The 16,250-nt window shown below is 74.6% G+C and carries 11 protein-coding genes; 8 read left to right on the top strand and 3 right to left on the bottom strand.

The window, feature by feature from the left end; all coding sequences use genetic code 11:
* Positions 1-2 precede the first annotated feature (2 nt).
* The 3 genes from ACIA6B_RS29785 to ACIA6B_RS29775 all read left to right on the top strand — a co-directional run bounded on the left by ACIA6B_RS29785 (position 3) and on the right by ACIA6B_RS29775 (position 4,866).
* The gene (locus tag ACIA6B_RS29785) at positions 3-1,793 is read left to right on the top strand and encodes an extracellular solute-binding protein (protein ID WP_396778421.1); all 1,791 of its coding nucleotides are present in this window, start codon (positions 3-5) and stop codon (positions 1,791-1,793) included.
* A 240-nt stretch (positions 1,794-2,033) separates the two neighbouring features.
* Positions 2,034-2,426 carry a hypothetical protein gene (locus ACIA6B_RS29780; RefSeq protein ID WP_281940212.1) on the top strand — a complete coding sequence of 131 codons (393 nt, stop codon included), beginning with the start codon at positions 2,034-2,036 and terminating at the stop codon, positions 2,424-2,426.
* The gene (locus ACIA6B_RS29775; protein WP_396778419.1) at positions 2,419-4,866 is read left to right on the top strand and encodes a DUF4132 domain-containing protein; all 2,448 of its coding nucleotides are present in this window, start codon (positions 2,419-2,421) and stop codon (positions 4,864-4,866) included. Before ACIA6B_RS29780 ends, ACIA6B_RS29775 begins: the two co-directional genes overlap by 8 nt.
* A 78-nt stretch (positions 4,867-4,944) precedes the next feature.
* On the opposite strand, the gene ACIA6B_RS29770 is transcribed toward ACIA6B_RS29775, so the two are convergent.
* Positions 4,945-7,554 (bottom strand): CHAT domain-containing protein, encoded by a 2,610-nt coding sequence (locus ACIA6B_RS29770; protein ID WP_396778417.1) that lies wholly within the window; start codon positions 7,552-7,554, stop codon positions 4,945-4,947.
* 179 nt (positions 7,555-7,733) lie between these two features.
* Between ACIA6B_RS29770 and ACIA6B_RS29765 the strand changes: the two genes are divergently transcribed.
* The 3 genes from ACIA6B_RS29765 to ACIA6B_RS29755 all read left to right on the top strand — a co-directional run bounded on the left by ACIA6B_RS29765 (position 7,734) and on the right by ACIA6B_RS29755 (position 10,246).
* Positions 7,734-9,044, top strand: coding sequence for a S8 family serine peptidase (locus tag ACIA6B_RS29765; RefSeq protein ID WP_396778415.1), 1,311 nt, complete (start codon positions 7,734-7,736; stop codon positions 9,042-9,044).
* A 130-nt stretch (positions 9,045-9,174) separates the two neighbouring features.
* The gene (locus ACIA6B_RS29760; RefSeq protein ID WP_396778414.1) at positions 9,175-9,810 is read left to right on the top strand and encodes an RNA polymerase sigma factor; all 636 of its coding nucleotides are present in this window, start codon (positions 9,175-9,177) and stop codon (positions 9,808-9,810) included.
* Positions 9,785-10,246: a hypothetical protein gene (locus tag ACIA6B_RS29755; RefSeq protein WP_396778412.1), complete on the top strand. Its 462-nt coding sequence runs from the start codon at positions 9,785-9,787 to the stop codon at positions 10,244-10,246. Before ACIA6B_RS29760 ends, ACIA6B_RS29755 begins: the two co-directional genes overlap by 26 nt.
* 158 nt (positions 10,247-10,404) lie before the next feature.
* Here ACIA6B_RS29755 and ACIA6B_RS29750 read toward each other — a convergent pair whose 3' ends face one another.
* Positions 10,405-11,433, bottom strand: a complete 1,029-nt coding sequence (locus ACIA6B_RS29750; RefSeq protein ID WP_396778410.1) for a hypothetical protein — start codon at positions 11,431-11,433, stop codon at positions 10,405-10,407.
* A gap of 438 nt (positions 11,434-11,871) precedes the next feature.
* On the opposite strand from ACIA6B_RS29750, the gene ACIA6B_RS29745 reads away from it, so the two are divergent.
* Complete coding sequence (locus ACIA6B_RS29745) at positions 11,872-12,261, top strand: peptidase inhibitor family I36 protein (RefSeq protein WP_396778409.1); 390 nt, start codon at positions 11,872-11,874, stop codon at positions 12,259-12,261.
* Between the two features lie 30 nt (positions 12,262-12,291).
* The gene (locus tag ACIA6B_RS29740) at positions 12,292-13,248 is read left to right on the top strand and encodes a hypothetical protein (RefSeq protein WP_396778407.1); all 957 of its coding nucleotides are present in this window, start codon (positions 12,292-12,294) and stop codon (positions 13,246-13,248) included.
* A 41-nt stretch (positions 13,249-13,289) separates the two neighbouring features.
* Here ACIA6B_RS29740 and ACIA6B_RS29735 read toward each other — a convergent pair whose 3' ends face one another.
* Positions 13,290-16,175, bottom strand: a complete 2,886-nt coding sequence (locus ACIA6B_RS29735; RefSeq protein WP_396778405.1) for an AfsR/SARP family transcriptional regulator — start codon at positions 16,173-16,175, stop codon at positions 13,290-13,292.
* Positions 16,176-16,250 lie beyond the last annotated feature (75 nt).

Genomic DNA, 16,250 nt, shown 5'->3' with positions numbered 1-16,250 from the left:
CGATGACCCCATCCGCTCCGCGTACGCGGCAGTGGTTGCCCTACACCGCCGCCGTCACCGCCGGGCTCGTGGTCATCGCCGGGGCGGTCGTGTTCGTCCGGCAGCGCGACGCGGGCAGCGCGGGGGCCCGCGCCGACTGCGCCACCACGCTTGAGGTCAACTCCTCGACGGAGAAGGCGGACCTGCTTGTCGACCTGGCCGAGCGCTACAACCGCGGCAACCGGTCGATCAAGGGTGGTGGGTGCGCCCGGGTGCACGTCAGCGCGTTGAACTCGGGCCAGGCCACCGAGGCGCTGGCCACCGACTGGGCCCGCACCGGCCTGCCGCAACCGCAGGTCTGGCTGCCGACGTCGAGCCTGTGGACCGGCCAGCTCCGGCTGCTCGACGAGGCCGCCGGGCGGGCGCCGCAGACCCCGGACCGCTACCCGTCGATCGCCAACAGCCCACTGGTGATCGCGATGCCGCAGCCCAAGGCCGAGCTGGTACGCGGGCGCGGGCCGCTGGGCTGGGGGGAGATCCTGGGTCTGTCCGGGCGGGACGGGTGGGCCGGCTTCGGCAAGCCGGAGTGGGGTCGCTTCACCTTCGGCAAGGACAACCCCAACCTGTCCACCTCCGGGCTGGCCGCGACCATCGCCACCTACTACGCGGCGGTGCGACGGTCCAGCGACCTGACCCGCGCCGACCTGGCCGACCCCGCGGTAACCCAGTTCGTCCGCCGGATCGAGGCCAACGTGTCGCACTACAGCGACGACTCGGTGGACCTGCTGCGCAACCTCGCCGAGGCGGACCTGGCCGGCGGCGCGGGCAGCACCGACGACATGAGCGCCATCGTCCTGCAGGAGGAGCTGGTCGACCTCTACAACACGGGGGCGCTGAGTCCTCGGCAGGACGGGCAGGAGCGGGGCCGCCGGCCGAACGTCCCGCTGGTCGCCGTCCATCCCAAGGAGGGCACGTTCAACCTGGACCACCCGTTCGTGGTGCTGCCCTCCGCCAACGACCGGCAGCGCGCGGCGGCGGCCGACTTCCAGGCGTTCCTGACCGAGGACGCGCAGCAGGAGAGCTTCGCCCGCCTCGGCTTCCGGGACCACGAGCGCCGGGCGTCGGCGGAACTGCTCGCCAGCGTCGGCGCCGAGCCCACCGGCGGACTGACCTACTTCGAGCCCCCGGACCCGCAGGTGGTCGGCGCGATGCTGGACGGCTGGCGCACGCTCCGCAAGAAGGCCAACATCCTGATCGCGCTGGACACGTCCGGATCGATGCAGGCGATGGTGGGTAACCGGACCCGGTTCCAGGTCGCCTCGGCGGCGGCGGGCAAGGGCCTCGCGCTGCTCAACTCCGAGGACCGGGTGGGGCTCTTGTCGTTCTCCTCGGAGACCAAGCAGCGGCCGAAGAGCCCGTACCGGACGGAGGTCCCGCTCGGCGGGTTCGACCAGAAGCGGATCACCAGCAAGATCGCCGGCCTGCACGTCGAGGGCGGCACCGCGCTCTACGCGACGGTCCGGGCCGCGCACCGCGAGCTGCTCGACCGGTACGACCCGCAGCGGATCAACGCGATCGTCGTGCTGACCGACGGCAAGAACGAGTACAGCCGGGACAACGACCTGGCCCGTCTGCTCGCCGAGGTCGCCCTGGACCCGCAGCGTCCGGTCAAGGTGTTCTGCATCGCCTTCGACCGGGAGTCGGACTTCACCACCCTGGACCGGATCGCCAAGGCGTCGTCCGGCAAGGCCTTCGACGCCACCGATCCGGCGACGATCGACGAGGCGTTCGTGAAGCTGGTCAGCAGCTTCTGACGCTGCCCATGCCCCGGACCGGACCGGAGCTTCGACTACGTGCGCCGCGCCATCGTCGACCACACCCGTCTCGCCTACGCGTACACCGCTCAGGGATCGGCATTCCGCCACCGGCTTCGGATGGTCTGCCAAGGTCGATCGGTGGAGGGTTCCACGCGCGCTCGGCCCCTCGCTGCGGAGCCGTTCCGTCGGACTGTCGTGCCATGATGCCGCTCACCTCAAGGCAAGGAGAACGGCGCGATGGCCACGGTGACGGTTCGGGACGAGACAGCGACGGGCAGGGCGATCGATCAGTGGCCGTTGACCGGCCTGCCCGAGCGCATCCGCGCGCGGGAGCTGGTCCGGTTGCGGGTCCGCGAGGAGGTGGCGCGGTTCAACGCCGACCAGGCCGACCTCTTCCGGGGCCTGGTGCGGCCGACCGACGCGGAGGCGACGTTGAACGGCTACCGGGTCGGCCGGGGCCGGCGGCTGGACTGGGAGCGTCAGGCGGATGCGGCGTGCGCCGCCTTCGCCCGCAACGGCTTCGTGTTGCTGGTGGGTGACCACCAGGTCGAGGATCTGGACGAGGAGATCGACCTGCTCGCGGATCCCGAGGTGGCCTTCGTGCGGCTCGTTCCCCTGGTGGGTGGCTGACGTGCGCGGCTGGGCGCGGCTGCTTCCCACGCTGGGCGCGGCGGACCGCCGGAAGGTGGAGACCGGTCTGGTCGACGCGGACGCCGGGATCCGGGCGGTGATCGGGAGAACGACCACCTACCACCGGAGCGCGTCGGTGACCCGCACGCCGGAGTGGGCCGTCACCGAGTCGTGGTCGGCCGAGCGTCGTCGCCGCGCCGCACTGGCCATGCACCTGGAGGTGGCGACCAGTTCGATTCCGACCGCGCTGAACGACGTCGTGCGGAATCTCGCGGACGGCGGGCACGACTGGACCCGGGCGGATCTGCTGTGGTGCCTGGAGGTGGCCGGGCGCGGGCACGGCTACGACGACGGCGCCCAGCTGGAGTTGCCGGCGACGATCGCCGGGCACCTGCCTCCCGCCGACCTGGCCGATCTGGCGCCGGCGCTGTCGGCCCTGTTCGCCGAACTCACCGCGCGCCACGTTCCGGCGGCCGGCCCCCGGCGCCGGGTCGTCACGCTGATCGGGGAGGCGCTGGACCGCGCCACGGGTTGCCGCGTGCCGTCCTGGTTGCTGCACCACGGGGACGAGTTCGGTCCGCTCGTCCGCGCCAACCTGGGTGACGTCCTGGCCGCCCCGGGCGTGGCCGAGTTGCTGACGCACTGCGCCTCGCTCGACAAGCCGGCGGCGCCGGCGCGGTGGCTGCGCGTCCTCGACGGGCACCTCACGAGCGTCGCCGACGGGCGCGAGGCGGTCCGCGCGGTCCTGGCGGCGTTCGTCGCCCACCGGCGGTCCGTGCACGACGACACGGATCGTCTCCTGCGTGGCCTGACGTGGGCGCTGTCGCGGGAGTCGGACGAGGCGGCGACCGACCTGCTGGCCGGGGTCACCGCCGTCGCCTCGGCCGCGCCCCGCCAGGCGTCCGGTTTCCCGCACGCCCAGCGCACCGCGATCGCGGCCGTGCGACTACTCGCGGAGCGCGACGGCGAGGCGCCGGTGCGGACCCTGGCGCGGCTCGCGGTGACGGTGAAGAACAAGGCGGTACGCGGTCGGGTGCAGACCGCGTTGGCGCGCGTCGGCGCCCTGCGCGGGTGGTCGCTCAGCGAGGTGATGGAACTCGCCGTCGACGACCACGGGCTCGACCCCACCGGCAGCCGGCGGACTCCGGTCGGCCCGTACGAGGCGACGGTGCGGGTCGAGGGCGAGAAGGCGCGACTGACGTTCGCGCGGGGCGGAACCGCGCTCAGGGGTGTCCCGGCGGCGGTCAAGGAGGCGCACGCCGACGAGCTGAGGCAGCTCCGTGGCCTGGTGAAGAGCGTCAACGCGACGCTGACCGCCGAGCGCCAGCGGGTGGAGGCGCTGCTGTCCGAGGAACGCGTGTGGGCGTACCCGGACTGGGTGTCGCGCTTCCTGGACCACCCGATCACCGGAACGTACGGGCGGCGGCTGCTCTGGGAGACCAGCACCGACGGGCGGCGCTGGTCGGCGGGCCTGCCCCGGGGCGACGGCGACGGCGACGGGTGGACGATCGTCGGTCTCGACGGGCGACCGGCACCCGGCGATCGGATCCGGCTGTGGCATCCCGTCCGCGCTCGGGTGGACGAGACCCTCGCCTGGCGGGAGCGGGTGCTCGCCGCCGGCCTGACGCAACCATTCAAGCAGGCGTTCCGTGAGGTCTACCTGCTCACGCCGGCCGAGGAGCGGACCGGTTCCTACTCCAACCGGTTCGCCGCGCACATCCTGCGCTACCGGCAGGCGAACGCGCTCATGCGCGCCCGCGGCTGGCAGGCCGGCTACCTGGGCACGTGGGACGGCGGTTACGACAGCGAAGCCACGAAACTCTTCGGCGGTGGCGCCTGGCGGGCGTCCTTCCACCACCAACTCGTCGACACCGACGACCCGGGCGACCACGACGTCCACCACTGCGCCACCGACCAGGTGCGCTTCGCCCGATCCGACGGCGCGACCTGGCGACCCGCACCGCTCACGGACGTGCCGCCGCTGGTGTTCACCGAGGCGATGCGGGACGTGGACCTGTTCGTCGGTGTCACCTCGATCGCCACCGACCCGCAGTGGGCCGACCGTGGCGAGGACCGGTTCCGGGACTACTGGCACCGCACCGCGGTCGGGCCGCTGGCCCCGTCGGCGCAGGTACGCCGCGACGCGCTGGCCCGGCTGCTCCCCCGCATGGCCATCGCCGACCGGGTCACCCTCACGGATCGGTACCTGCACGTACGCGGGAACGTGCGCGGCTACCGGATCCACCTCGGCTCGGGCAACATCATGATGGAGCCGAACGACGCCTACCTGTGCATCGTCGCGGCACGCGGCGGCGCCGGGCGGCTGCACCTGCCGTTCGAGGACGACCCGATGCTCTCGACGATCCTGTCGAAAGCGATCATGCTCGCCGCCGACGACAGGATCACCGACCCCACCGTGCTCCGGCAGCTCGTCTCGTGACCGGCCGGAGCCGCTTCGCTGGCTCGCCGAGGGCTGACCACGCCCCGACGGCCCGCGGTGCGACCGTTCCCGCTCCGGTCAGCCGGCGCCGAGGCAGACGAACGCCGCCGCGGTGGCCCGGGCGGGACCGTCGCCCGCCGCGCCGAACGCCCGCTGCGCGTCGGCGAGGGCTCGTGCCGGGCCGGCGCCCGCCCGCATCCGCGCGTGCAGGTCCAGCATCAGTGCCGTGGTGGGCTCGGCCGGCACCGGCAGCACGGTCGCGATCAGGCACCGGGTGCCGAGCGCCAGCAGCACCGCGGTGAATCCCATGACCTCGTCGCCGGGGCGCAGCCCGGTCAGGCCGGAGTCGCAGGCGGAGAGCACCACGCAGCCGGGCGGCCGGGCGACCGCCTCCCACTCGTGGGCGAACAGCGGCCCGTCGGCCAGTTCCAGCGTGGAGAACTGCGGGTTGTCCGCGCGGAACGTGCCGTGGGCGGCGATGTGCACCAGCCCCGCCCCGTCCAGCGCGGCGGTCAACGCCGCGGCGGTGGCGTCGGACCCGGTGAGCCGCCGCGCCCCGGGCAGGACCTGGGCGAGCCGGCGTACCTCGAGGTGCCCGTCCGGCAGGCGTGGGCCGGCGGCCAGGACCGGCGGCCCGGTCGGCAGCTCCCGCCGGTCCGCCCCGAGCCAGGCGGTGGCCGAGGGGGCGACGGTCACCGGACGCCCCGCACAGGTGGGCAGCGCCGACCAGGGCACCGCGTGCAGCGCCCCGACCGGGACGATCACCAGGGGCCGGTCGGCCAGCCGCGACCGCAGCGGGGCGAACAGCAGCCGGTCCAGGGCGGTCGCGGCGTGGCCGGCCCCCGCCCGCGCGGCGGCCTCGTCGCCGGTGGTGACCAGCCGACGCAGGGCGAACCGGTGCCGGCGGGCCAGGTCCACCGTGGCGGCGAGCGGGCCCAGGTCGTGCAGGCTGGCCCGGCCGTCGCGGAGCAGCACCGCCCGGATCCGGTCGCCGTGGGCCACCAGCTCGACCAGCACCCGGGAGCCGAGCCGCGCGGCCAGCGCGCCCACCCCCGGCGGGGCCAGCACGACGCCCCCACCGGGCACCCGCCGGGCCAGGTCCCGGATGCGCTGCTCCAGCCGGGCCTGCCGGCCGCGCAGGGCGGTTGCCGGGCGGCCGGCCAGCACCTCGTCTTCGAGCAGGCCGCTGACCAGTCGGAGTTCAGCGAGCGCCGCCACCAGGTCGGGGTCGGCCGGGGGCCGGGCCGGGCGGGCCCGCAGCGCGTTGGCCCGCCACCGCTCCGCCCATGCCAGGACCCGCGCCGGCGCGCCCGCCCGGACCGCGATGTCGAGGCCCTCGGCCGCCAGTTCCTGACCGTACGCTCCGCTGTGGGCACGCAGCTCCGTGGCGCCGAGCGACACCCGGTGCCGGTCGAGCACGGCCAGCCCCCGGCGCAGCGCTCGGGCGGCCCCGGGCTCGTCCCCACCGAGGCGGCGCGACAGGGCCAGGGCGTACCAGCCCTGTGCCCGCCGGTCGGCGGTGCCGCGACGGCGGGCCCGGGCGGCCACCGCCAGCAGGGTCCGGGCCCGGCCCGGTCGCCCCAGCGCGGCGGCCACCAGGCCGGCCTCGATCCGGGTGGTCAGCGCCGGCCCCGGCCATCCGGTGGCGTCGAGCTGGTCGGCGGTACGCGCCATGGCGGTGAGCAGGCGCGCCGAGCGGGTGCCGCGACGGTACTCGGCGCGTAGCTCGACGTGCCGGGCGAAGGCGGCCCAGGTGGGCCGCCCCTGGCGACGGAACCGGGTCCGGGCCGCGGCGGCGGCCTCGGTCGCGGTGTCCAGGTCCGCGGCGAGCAGCGCCGCACGGGCCCGGGCCAGCAGCGCCTCGGCCAGGTCGGAGGCCATGCCCCGGCGTCCCAGTTCCCGGACGGCCGCTGTCGCGACCACCACCGCCTCGTCGACCAGCGGCACCGACAGCAGCAGCTCGACGCGGTCCAGCAGCAACGCCGGCCGGGGTACCGCGAGCCGCCGGTACTCCTCGTCGACGGCGGCGAAGCAGCGCAGCGCGCCGGCGATGTCGCCGCGCTGGCCGGCCGCGATGCCGCGGTTCCACCGGGCGTCGGCCGCCGCGAGGTCCAGGCCCAGCCGTTGGAAGGCGGCTGCCGCGCGGGACAGGTCGTCGTCGGTGCCGCCGGCGGTGCCCCGGTGCGCGTTGAGCAGCCCTCGGTTGTTGCGCGCCCGCGCCTCCAGCAACAGGTCGCCCTCGCGCAGGGCGATGTCGACGGCCAGGCCGTAGTCGCGTACCGCCTCGTCGTAGCGACCCCGGTAGTGCAGCACCACACCCCGCTGCATCCGGGCCCGTCCCGCGTCGGCGCCGACGAGCTGCGGCAGCGCGGCGGTCACCGCGCGCAGCGCCGCGGCGGTGTGACCGGCGTTGGCCAACACGTAACCCAGGCTCATCCGGGCCAGCGCCCGGGCCCGGGGCGTGCCGGCGGCCCGGACCGCGCGGCGCAGGTGGCGCAGCGCGCCGGGCAGGTCGTTGAGCTCCCGCAGGGCCAGACCGACGGCCCGCTCGGCGGTGGAGCGCTCGTCGGCCGCGGGCCCGGCGGCGAGCACCCGCTGGGCGATCGCGATCGCCTCGCGCGGGTAGCGCTGGACGGCGTCGAGCGCCGCCTGGGCCGTGCCGGCACCGGAACCGGTGCTGTCGGGCATGCCCAAAGAGTCCCCGAACCGATGCCCGGCCGTCAATGTCTACGCGGACCTGTCGGGAATCCGCACCAGCGCTTAACGCCATTGACATCCGACTATGCTTTGCAAGAATCGACGGCACCCGGGAAACGTGGCTCACGCCGGCCATTGGCGGACGCTTCTGCCGACCGCATGGAGGACCCGTGTCGCCTGACCATCCCGCCGCGCCGCGTCCGGCCGGCCACCTGTCCCGACGGCGGCTGCTGGCCGCGTCCGCGCTGGCCGCCGCGGCGTCGTTCGCCGCCGGGTCCCGTGCCGCCCCGGTCCGCGCCGACGGCGCGGACGACGCCGCCTACCAGCGCGCCTTCGACGAGGCGCTGGCCGCCGACAAGAACGTCCGCCGGCACACCACGCCGGGCCGGGAGTTCCTCTACCGGCCACGGCAGCTGCTCGCCGCCGACGCCGACGCCCAGCGGGTCACCGCCCGGCTGCGTGCCCTCGGCCACGTGGTGGTCGTGGGCGACGGCTTCGCCGGCGTCACCCGGCTGCTCTTCGACCGGGAGACCGACGTTCCCACGCTCGTGACCAAACTGCGCGACCCCCAGCAGTGGCCGGGTCAGCCGGCGCCGAAGGTGCAGCCGCACCACGTGCTGCTGGGTCTCGGCAACATCATGGGCAACCCGGGTGGCCCGCCCACGACGGTCGCCGCGCTCTCGCCGCCGGACCCGGCCCGGCTGGGTGAGGGCGCCGGCGTGACCGTCGGGATCTGCGACACCGGCATCTGGCGGCAGGCCGGCGGCTACCACCCGCAGTGGCTCGGCGGGGCGTACCTGCCGGAGGTCGACGACGAGGACCCGCTCTACGTGCACACCGACGTGCTCGCCCCCCAGGGCGGGCACGGCACCTTCGTCGCCGGGGTGGTGCGGCAGGCCGCGCCGGGGGTCCGGGTCGACCCGGAGCAGGCGCTGACCGCCACCGGCGTCGGCGACGAGGCGTCGGTGGTGGCCGCGACGGCCCGGCTCGCGCCGGCGGTGTCCGTGGTCAACCTCTCCCTGGGCGGGTTCACCCAGGACGACCAGCCGTCGCTGCCCCTGGCCAACGCGGTGGCCGCGCTACCCGCGGCAAGCGCCGTGGTCGCGGCGGCGGGCAACGCCGGCACCAGCCGGCCGATCTGGCCCGCCGCGCTGGGCCGGGTCGTCGCGGTGGCGGCGGTCAGCCCGGGCGCCGGTGGCGTGGTGCCGGCCGCCTACAGCGGATACGGGCCGTGGGTCGACGTCTGCGCGGTCGGCGAGCGCCACAGCACGTACGTCGAGGGGCAGTTGCCGCTACCGGGCCGGCCGACCCGGGTGTTCCACGGCTTCGCGGCCTGGGCGGGCACCTCGTTCGCCACGGCGCACGTCTCCGGTCGGCTCGCCGCGCTGATGACCGCCGGCGGACTGAGCGCCGACGCGGCCCGGCTGACGTTGCTCGCCGCGCCGCGCTGGCACCCCGACTACGGCGTGCTCGTCGGATGAACGCGCGGGTCGCGAACGAACCGGCAGCACCGTGCGGTGGTCCCGGCCGGCGGCGGGCGCAGCGCGGCGGCGGGAACGAGCGGTCGCGAGCGGCGGAGCAGTGCCGCACCGGCCGACGGACGGCGTCGCCGTGACCGACCCGAGCACGACCGCCCTGGTGACCGCCGCGGCGGGCGGCGACGAGTCGGCGTGGGTGGAGCTGGTCCACCGGTACACCCCGCTCGTCTACTCGGTGATCCGGTCGTACGACCTGAGCCGCGCCGACGCCGCCGACGTCAACCAGACCGTCTGGCTGCGTCTCGTCGAGCAGCTGGGCCGGGTACGCGATCCGCAGGCCCTCGCCTCCTGGTTGGCCACCACGGCCCGGCGCGAGTGCTACCGGCTGTCCCGCCTCGGCCGGCGCACCCAACTCCTCGACCCGTACGACGACGCGCTGGACGCGTACCACGGCTTCTCCCGCACGACGGACGTGGCGGCCCCCGACGAGGAACTGCTCCGCGCGGAGCGGCGGCAGGCGCTGCGGGAGGGCTTCGCGCAACTGTCGCCGCGCTGCCAGAAGCTGCTGGCCCTGTTGACCGCCGACCCGCCGGCCAGCTACCGGGAGGTCGCCGAGCGACTGAGCGTGCCGGTCGGCAGCATCGGGCCGACCCAGGCCCGATGCCTGCGGCGGCTACGCGACTGCCCGGCGCTCGCCCCGTTCCTCGGCACGACCGCGACCCGCACGAACGGAGGTGAACGCGATGGAGCCGTTGCCGCCGGCCGATGACGCGGCCCTGACCGCCGAGCTGGGTGCGGCGCTGCGGGAGCCCGGGTCGGTCCCGGAGGAGTTCCTGACCGCCGCGCGGGCGGCGTTCACCTGGCGAAACGTCGACCAGGAGGTGGCGCTCGCCGAGCTGACGTTCGACTCGGCGTGCGACACGGCCCCGGCGCTGACCCGGTCGGCCGGGTCGACGCGCACGCTGTCGTTCCGCAGTGCCGTGGTGGCGCTGGAGATCGAGGTGTCCGACGCCGGCATCGTCGGTCAACTCTCCCCGCCCGGAGGTGGGCGGGTGTCCGCGCAGACCGCCTCGGGCACGTACGCGGAGGCGCCGGTCGACGCGGTCGGCTTCTTCTCGCTGGGCGCTCCCCCGCCCGGCCCGGTCCGGCTGCGCGCCCACACCGACGGCTACGTGGTGGCCACCACCTGGGTCTCGCTGCGCTGACCCACCGCCAACACCGCCGCCGACACCGGCGACGGCTCCACGACCGACCTGTCTCCCGGGCCCCCGGGGTGGCGGTGCCCGCCGGGACGCCGGACCGTCCCGGCGGGCGCGCGGGGGCCGCGGGCTGCCCAGGCCCACGACCCCCGCCGGTGGCCGGGCTACTGCCGCCCGACGCCGATCAGGTACTCCACCCCACCGAGGTCGGTCCGTTCCGCCCCGCTCGTGTCCGGGCCGAACTGGGTCACGTCGAGCGCGAACTCCTTGTCCGAGGCGACCGCGGCCGCGAAGGTGAGGGAGAACTCGACCCGCTCACCCGGTTCCAGCAGCAGGTTGCCGAGGCTGGCCTTCGCCGGTTCGACGACCTCCAGTTGGTTCCTGCCGACCTCGCGTACGCCGGTGCCGACCTTGCCGCCGGCCTGCCACCGCTCGAACAGGGTCGGCCCGAGGTCGACGACGACCCGGCCGCCCACGTCCTGGATCGGCTCCCCCGGCTGCGTGAAGACCAGGTCGTTCCTGGTCGCCACCCGCAGCGAGTTGCCGATGGCGAACGGCCGCACCACCGGCGTCCCGCCCGCGACGAGTCGCACCGAGTCGACGTTGCGCCAGGCGATGTTGTTGTTGTGACGGGTGTTGGTGCTGATGTCCGGCCCCTCGAAGGTCATCGGATCGGTGGCGGACACCCACCTGGCCAGCAGGCAGAAGTGGCCCGGTCCGGGCACTCCGGTCCACGGGATCGTCACGGTCGTGGTGCCGGCGAAGGCGGTCACGCTCATCGCGCCGATCTGGGTCCAGTGCGTCGGCCAGACGGCGCCGCCACCCGGCGTCGTCCGGTAGACCCGCAGCACGCCGCTGCTGGTGCCGGTGCCGTACGGGCCGGGGTTACGCAGCTTGATGAAGAGGTAGTTGGTGACGCCGACGATCGGGTTCTGGCTGACGGCACACTCGACGGCGGTCGGGCAGACCTTGATGTCAGGGCTGGCCCACAGCGGGTTGTACGAGTGGGGCTGGACGCCGACGTCGGCGGCGACGTCCCGGATGTAGACGTCGGTGCGGGCCGCTGCCGCCCTGTCCTGCCGCGCCTCGACCGGCGCGGCGGCGGCCGTGGTGACCGCCAGCAGGGCGGCCAGCGCCGTGCCGGTGAGCACGGCCAGCGCCGAGCGGCGGACACGTCTTCCTACGTTGCCCATGACAGGCCTCTCCCATCGTCGAGGGACCGCCGACCCGGCGTTGTCGCCTACCCGGCCGACGCGGTGACGTTGTTCAGGAGCGCGGGACGGCGCGATTGATACATCCGGCGGGACCGGTCACCGTCAGATGGAGCGAGGACGGACGGATCAGACGAATGTCGAACGCCGCGGACACCGACGTCGAGGGCGGTCTGGGCGGCCGGCCGGCCCGCACAGCGCCGTGGGTGGGCTGTCGCGAGTGGGATCAGGGCCGGTGTGGACGGCGCCCGAGGGTGGTCGGAGGCCGCCGGGCAGCGGCCTGGCACAGCCGGTGACCCGGGCATTTGAGCGCTCTGAAGGAATCGGTTGACTCCGGTCGTCGACGCTGGTGTCCGCCGGCGGTGCGGGACCGCAGCCGCAGCCGGCGGACGGACGAACCGCATCGATCGGAGGAGAGCCATGAGGAAGAGCGTGCGACGGGTGGCGGTCATGGTGGGCGTCGTCGCGGCGGCGGCGACCACGTTCGCCGCGCCGGCCCAGGCGGACGGCCGCGGAGACTGCCCGGACGAGCATGTCTGCCTGTGGTGGGACCGGAACTTCACCGGCCTGCGCTGGCAGGGGAAGTACGACAACAGCAGCATCGGCACCGCGAACGACAAGGCGTCCTCGGCGTTCAACAACGGCAGGACCTGCTGGGTCTACCTCTGGACGGATCCCGGTTACGCGGGCACCTACCTGCCCATGGCGCTCGGGGCCTACCGGGCCTACATGAACACCGATCCCGGCCCGAGCCCGGTCGGCTCCTGGGAGGACATCGTCTCCTCGGTCCACTGGTGCTCGCCGCGCTGACCGCACGCTGAAGAGGAAGGCTGGCTGGTGATGCGCGAGGCACGCCGAACGCGGCTCCTGGCATTGTCGGCCCTGCTGGTGGGGGTGCTCTCCGGCTGCGCGGGGCAGCCGGAGACCATCCCCACCGCCGCGGCCGTGACCGAACCTCCGGAGGTGGGACCCGAACTGACGACCGCCGCGATCGACCTGGCCACCAACTCCGGCGCCTACCCCGACCGGAACTACGTCGTCGAACTGGCCGACGAGCGGGCGACCCGGCGCTGCGTACGCGCTGCCGGGCTCACCTGGTCCGGCTTCGTGTACCGACCGCCACCGGGCTCGGACGAGGATCGCGCGCTGAACCTGGAAGCTCGACGGCGTGACGGGTACGGGTTGGCCGGTGCGGGCCGCGGCGCCGCCGGAGAGCCGCCCCGCGCCTCCGGCGGCGCCCGCCTGGACGAGGCGTTGTTCGGCCGGTCGCACAAGGTGGCCCAGTTGCGGGTCCCGGGGGCCGGAGAGGTGGGGTATCCCGTGGAGGGCTGCACCGCCCGGGCGCACGCTGCCGTGTTCGGGGATGTCACCACCTGGGCCCGGGTGACCTTTCTGCCGTCGGGGATCAACATGACGCTCGCCAGGACAGTGGCCGCCGATCCGCGGCTACAGGCGCCCCTGCGGGAGTGGAGCCGGTGCATGGCTCGGCATGGCCTTCGGTACGAGAACCCGAAGGAACTGCGGAAACATCTGGTGTCGCAGAAGGTGGACCGGGAACGAGAGATCGCCGTCGCGGTTCAGGACGCCGACTGCAACCGGGCCGCGGGGCTCGCGCGGACCGAGCTCGCCCTGCGGCGGGCTGCCGCGCGGGCGTTGCCCGCGGACCAGCGCGCCGAACTGGCCGGCTTGGCGAGCGCCCTGGACGAGGGGGTGCGGCGGGCGCGGGCTGTGCTCGGTGATCCGCCTGTCGACGCCGCGCTTTCGCCTGCCGACGACGGCACACGCCCACCTGCCTGATCAACGGCGGGTGGGCGCGCGCCGCCCGCGTGACCGGGCTGTCATCCCTGCCGGCACGCGTACGGCGGTTCGGCCGTCTCGTCCCGGGGTGGCCCGGAGAGTGCCCGGCCGTCCGCCAGCAGGCGCCGGACGGTTCGCGCCTCCGGGCTGCCCAGCCCCTCCAGGATCACCAACGCCTCCTGCCACGACCGGACAGCATCGGGACGCCTCGCCCGCGCCATCTCGTTGACACCGCTGTTGACCAGAGCCTGCGCCTGCAGGTAGCGGTCGCCGAGTGACTGGAACAGCCGTACCGCCTGGCGGAAGCAGTGGGCCGCCAGGCCGTGGCTGCCGAGCCGGGCGTGAATGTGGCCCAGGCTGTCCCAGGCGCATGCCTGACCGTGGGTGTCGCCGAGCCGACCGAGCCAGACCCGAGCCTGCTCGCAGGAGGAGAGGGCATGCCGGTGCCGTCCGAGCAGGGTCTGCTGCCAGCCGATGTCGTTGAGCGTGGAGGCGGCGCCGCTGAGGTGGCCGGCGGCGAGGAACAGGGCCAGACCCTCGCCGTTGCGGCGAAGCGCGTCGGCGTAGCGGCGGCGGCGCTGCGCCACGAGCGCCAGCCCGTTCAGGGCCCGGGCCTGCCCCAGGGGGTCACCGAGGCGCTGGTCCAGGCGCAGGGAACGACGCAGATGCACCTCGGCTTCGGCGTAGCGGTGCAGGCGGATCAACGCGCGTGCCGTGCCCCGGTGCGCGAGCGCACGCGCCGTACCGTCACCGAGGCACACCGCCGCGCGCAGCGCGATGCGCGCGACGGTGGCCTGGTCGTGCCAGTGCCCGTGCCGCTGCAGGTAGGTGGCCAGAGCGGCGGCGATCAGCCCGGCCGCCGGGTAGGCACCGGTCGCGTGGGCCTCCCGCACGGCGTTCACCAGTGCGGCCCGGTTGGTGTCCAGCCACTGCCGGGCCGTACCGACGTCGCCCAGGACGACCGGATACACGTCCGGCCCGGCGGGCGGCACCGGCGGCATCTCGCGGTGCGGTTCGAGCAGACGTGCGGCGGCGACGGCAGTGCCGGCGTAGTGCGCCAGCAGCCGGTCACGCGCGGCGCTCCGCTCGGCGGCGGTCTCGCTCGCGTGCAGCAGTTCGGTGGCGTACCGGTGGAGAACGTCGTGCTGCCGGAATCGTCCAGGCGCTGACTCGTCGATCAGGTGCAGCCGGACGAGTGTGGCCAGCGCCCGCTCCGCCTGCGAAGGGGACATCCCGGCGACGCTGGCGGCGGCCGGCACCGTGATCTCCTGCCGGGGCTGGACCGCGAGCAACCGGAACAGACGTGCGGGTCGATCCGGCAGCGTCCGGTAGGACCAGGAAAGGACGGTGCGGACGTCGGTGTAGGCGTCGCCGCCGTCGAGGGCGTCGAGTGTTCCGGCGGCGAGCAGGTCCGCGGCCAACTGCGACACCGACAGCAGGGGGCGGGTGGCCAGGCGCGCGCCCGCGATCGTCAGAGCGAGCGGAAGACCGCCGCACGCGGCGACGATGTCGCCGAGCGCCTCCGTCGTGCCGCCACGGTTCCCGAGCCGCGAGCGCAGCAGAGCGCGCGCGGCCGGTGGTGGAAGCGGGCCGAGAGCGAGCGGCTGAGCCGCCGCGCCCGCCACCAGGCCGGTGAGACAGTCGCGGCTCGTCACCAGCACCACGCTCCTGGAGGCGGCGGGCAGCAGGGGGCGGACCTGGTCGCTGGTACGGGCGTTGTCCAACACGATCACCATGCGCCGGGTGACGAGCAGGCTCCGGTACAGGCCCGCCAGCGCCGCCACCCCGATCGGCATCTGCGGGGACGGCACCCCGAGCGCCTGGAGGAAGTCGCCCAGCGCCACCTCGGGCGGGACCGGCAGCTCGGCGGGACCGAAACCACCGAAGTCGCAGTAGAGCTGCCCGTCCGGGAACTCGCGCGCGGCCCGGTGGGCCCAGTGCACCACCAGGGCCGTCTTGCCCACACCTGCCATGCCCGAGACGACCACCACCGCCGGGCCGACCGCCATCTGGTCAAGCGCCGCCAGCTCGGCGTCCCGGCCGACGAGGCGAGGCGCCGCGTGCGGCAACTGTGCCGGCCGGGCAAGTCCGTCGAAGGCCCGGTCGACCGCACCGCCGCCGAGATCCTCCGGCTCGGCTTGTCGCGGGCGGCTCGGCGCCGGCCCGGACGACACCGGCACGAGGTCGCCGCGCAGCAGCTTCCCGTGCAGGGCCTGAAGCTCCCGTCCCGGCTCGGTGCCCAGTTGCTCCGCCAGCACCTGCCGGGTCGCCGCGTAGTGCCGCAGTGCCTCCGCGCCCCGGCCGGCTGCGGCGTACGCCCGCATCAACGCCGCCACCAGGGTCTCCACCAGCGGATGTTCGGCACTGGCCGTGAGGAGTTCGGGAAGCGCCAGTTCCGGGGTGTCGAGTTCCACCGCCGCGGTCGCCCAGGAGGTGAGCGCGATGATGCGCTTCTGCTGCCACTGCTCCCGCACCTGCTCGACCCACTCGCCGGAGAGGTCGGCCAACGGACGATCACACCACAGGTCGAGCGCGGCCCTCAGCAACTCCGCCCGCTCCCGCACCGGATGGCGGTCGGGCAGAGCGCGGTCGAGCAGGGATTGGAAGCGGTGCGCGTCGACAGCGTCCGGGTCCACCTCCAGTACGTAACCACCCGATCGATGGGTCAGGGTGGCGGGACAACCGCTGAGGTCGCTGGCCGCGGCGAGCACCTTGCGGATCCGCGCCACGTAGACGTGCAGGGTGTGGCGTGCCCGTAGCGGTAGGGCCTGCCCCCAGACCCGATCGATCAGCGCCTCCGGTTGCAACGGCCTTCCCGCATCGATCGCGAGCGCCGCGAGAACCATCCGTTGCCGAAGCGGCCCCGCGTCCACTCGAACACCGGCGGCCTGCACCTGCATCGGACCGAGAAGCCGCAACGTCAGCATGCATCGACGCTTGCACATGCCCGCACGGAACGCACTCTCCTCGGGAGGCGGCGGGACCAGCCCGCCCGAACCGTT

The sequence above is a fragment of the Micromonospora sp. NPDC051141 genome, assembly GCF_044455765.1.
GTDB lineage: Bacteria > Actinomycetota > Actinomycetes > Mycobacteriales > Micromonosporaceae > Micromonospora.
Note: the sequence above shows the minus strand (reverse complement) of the source record. Positions and strands in the feature narration are given on the sequence as shown.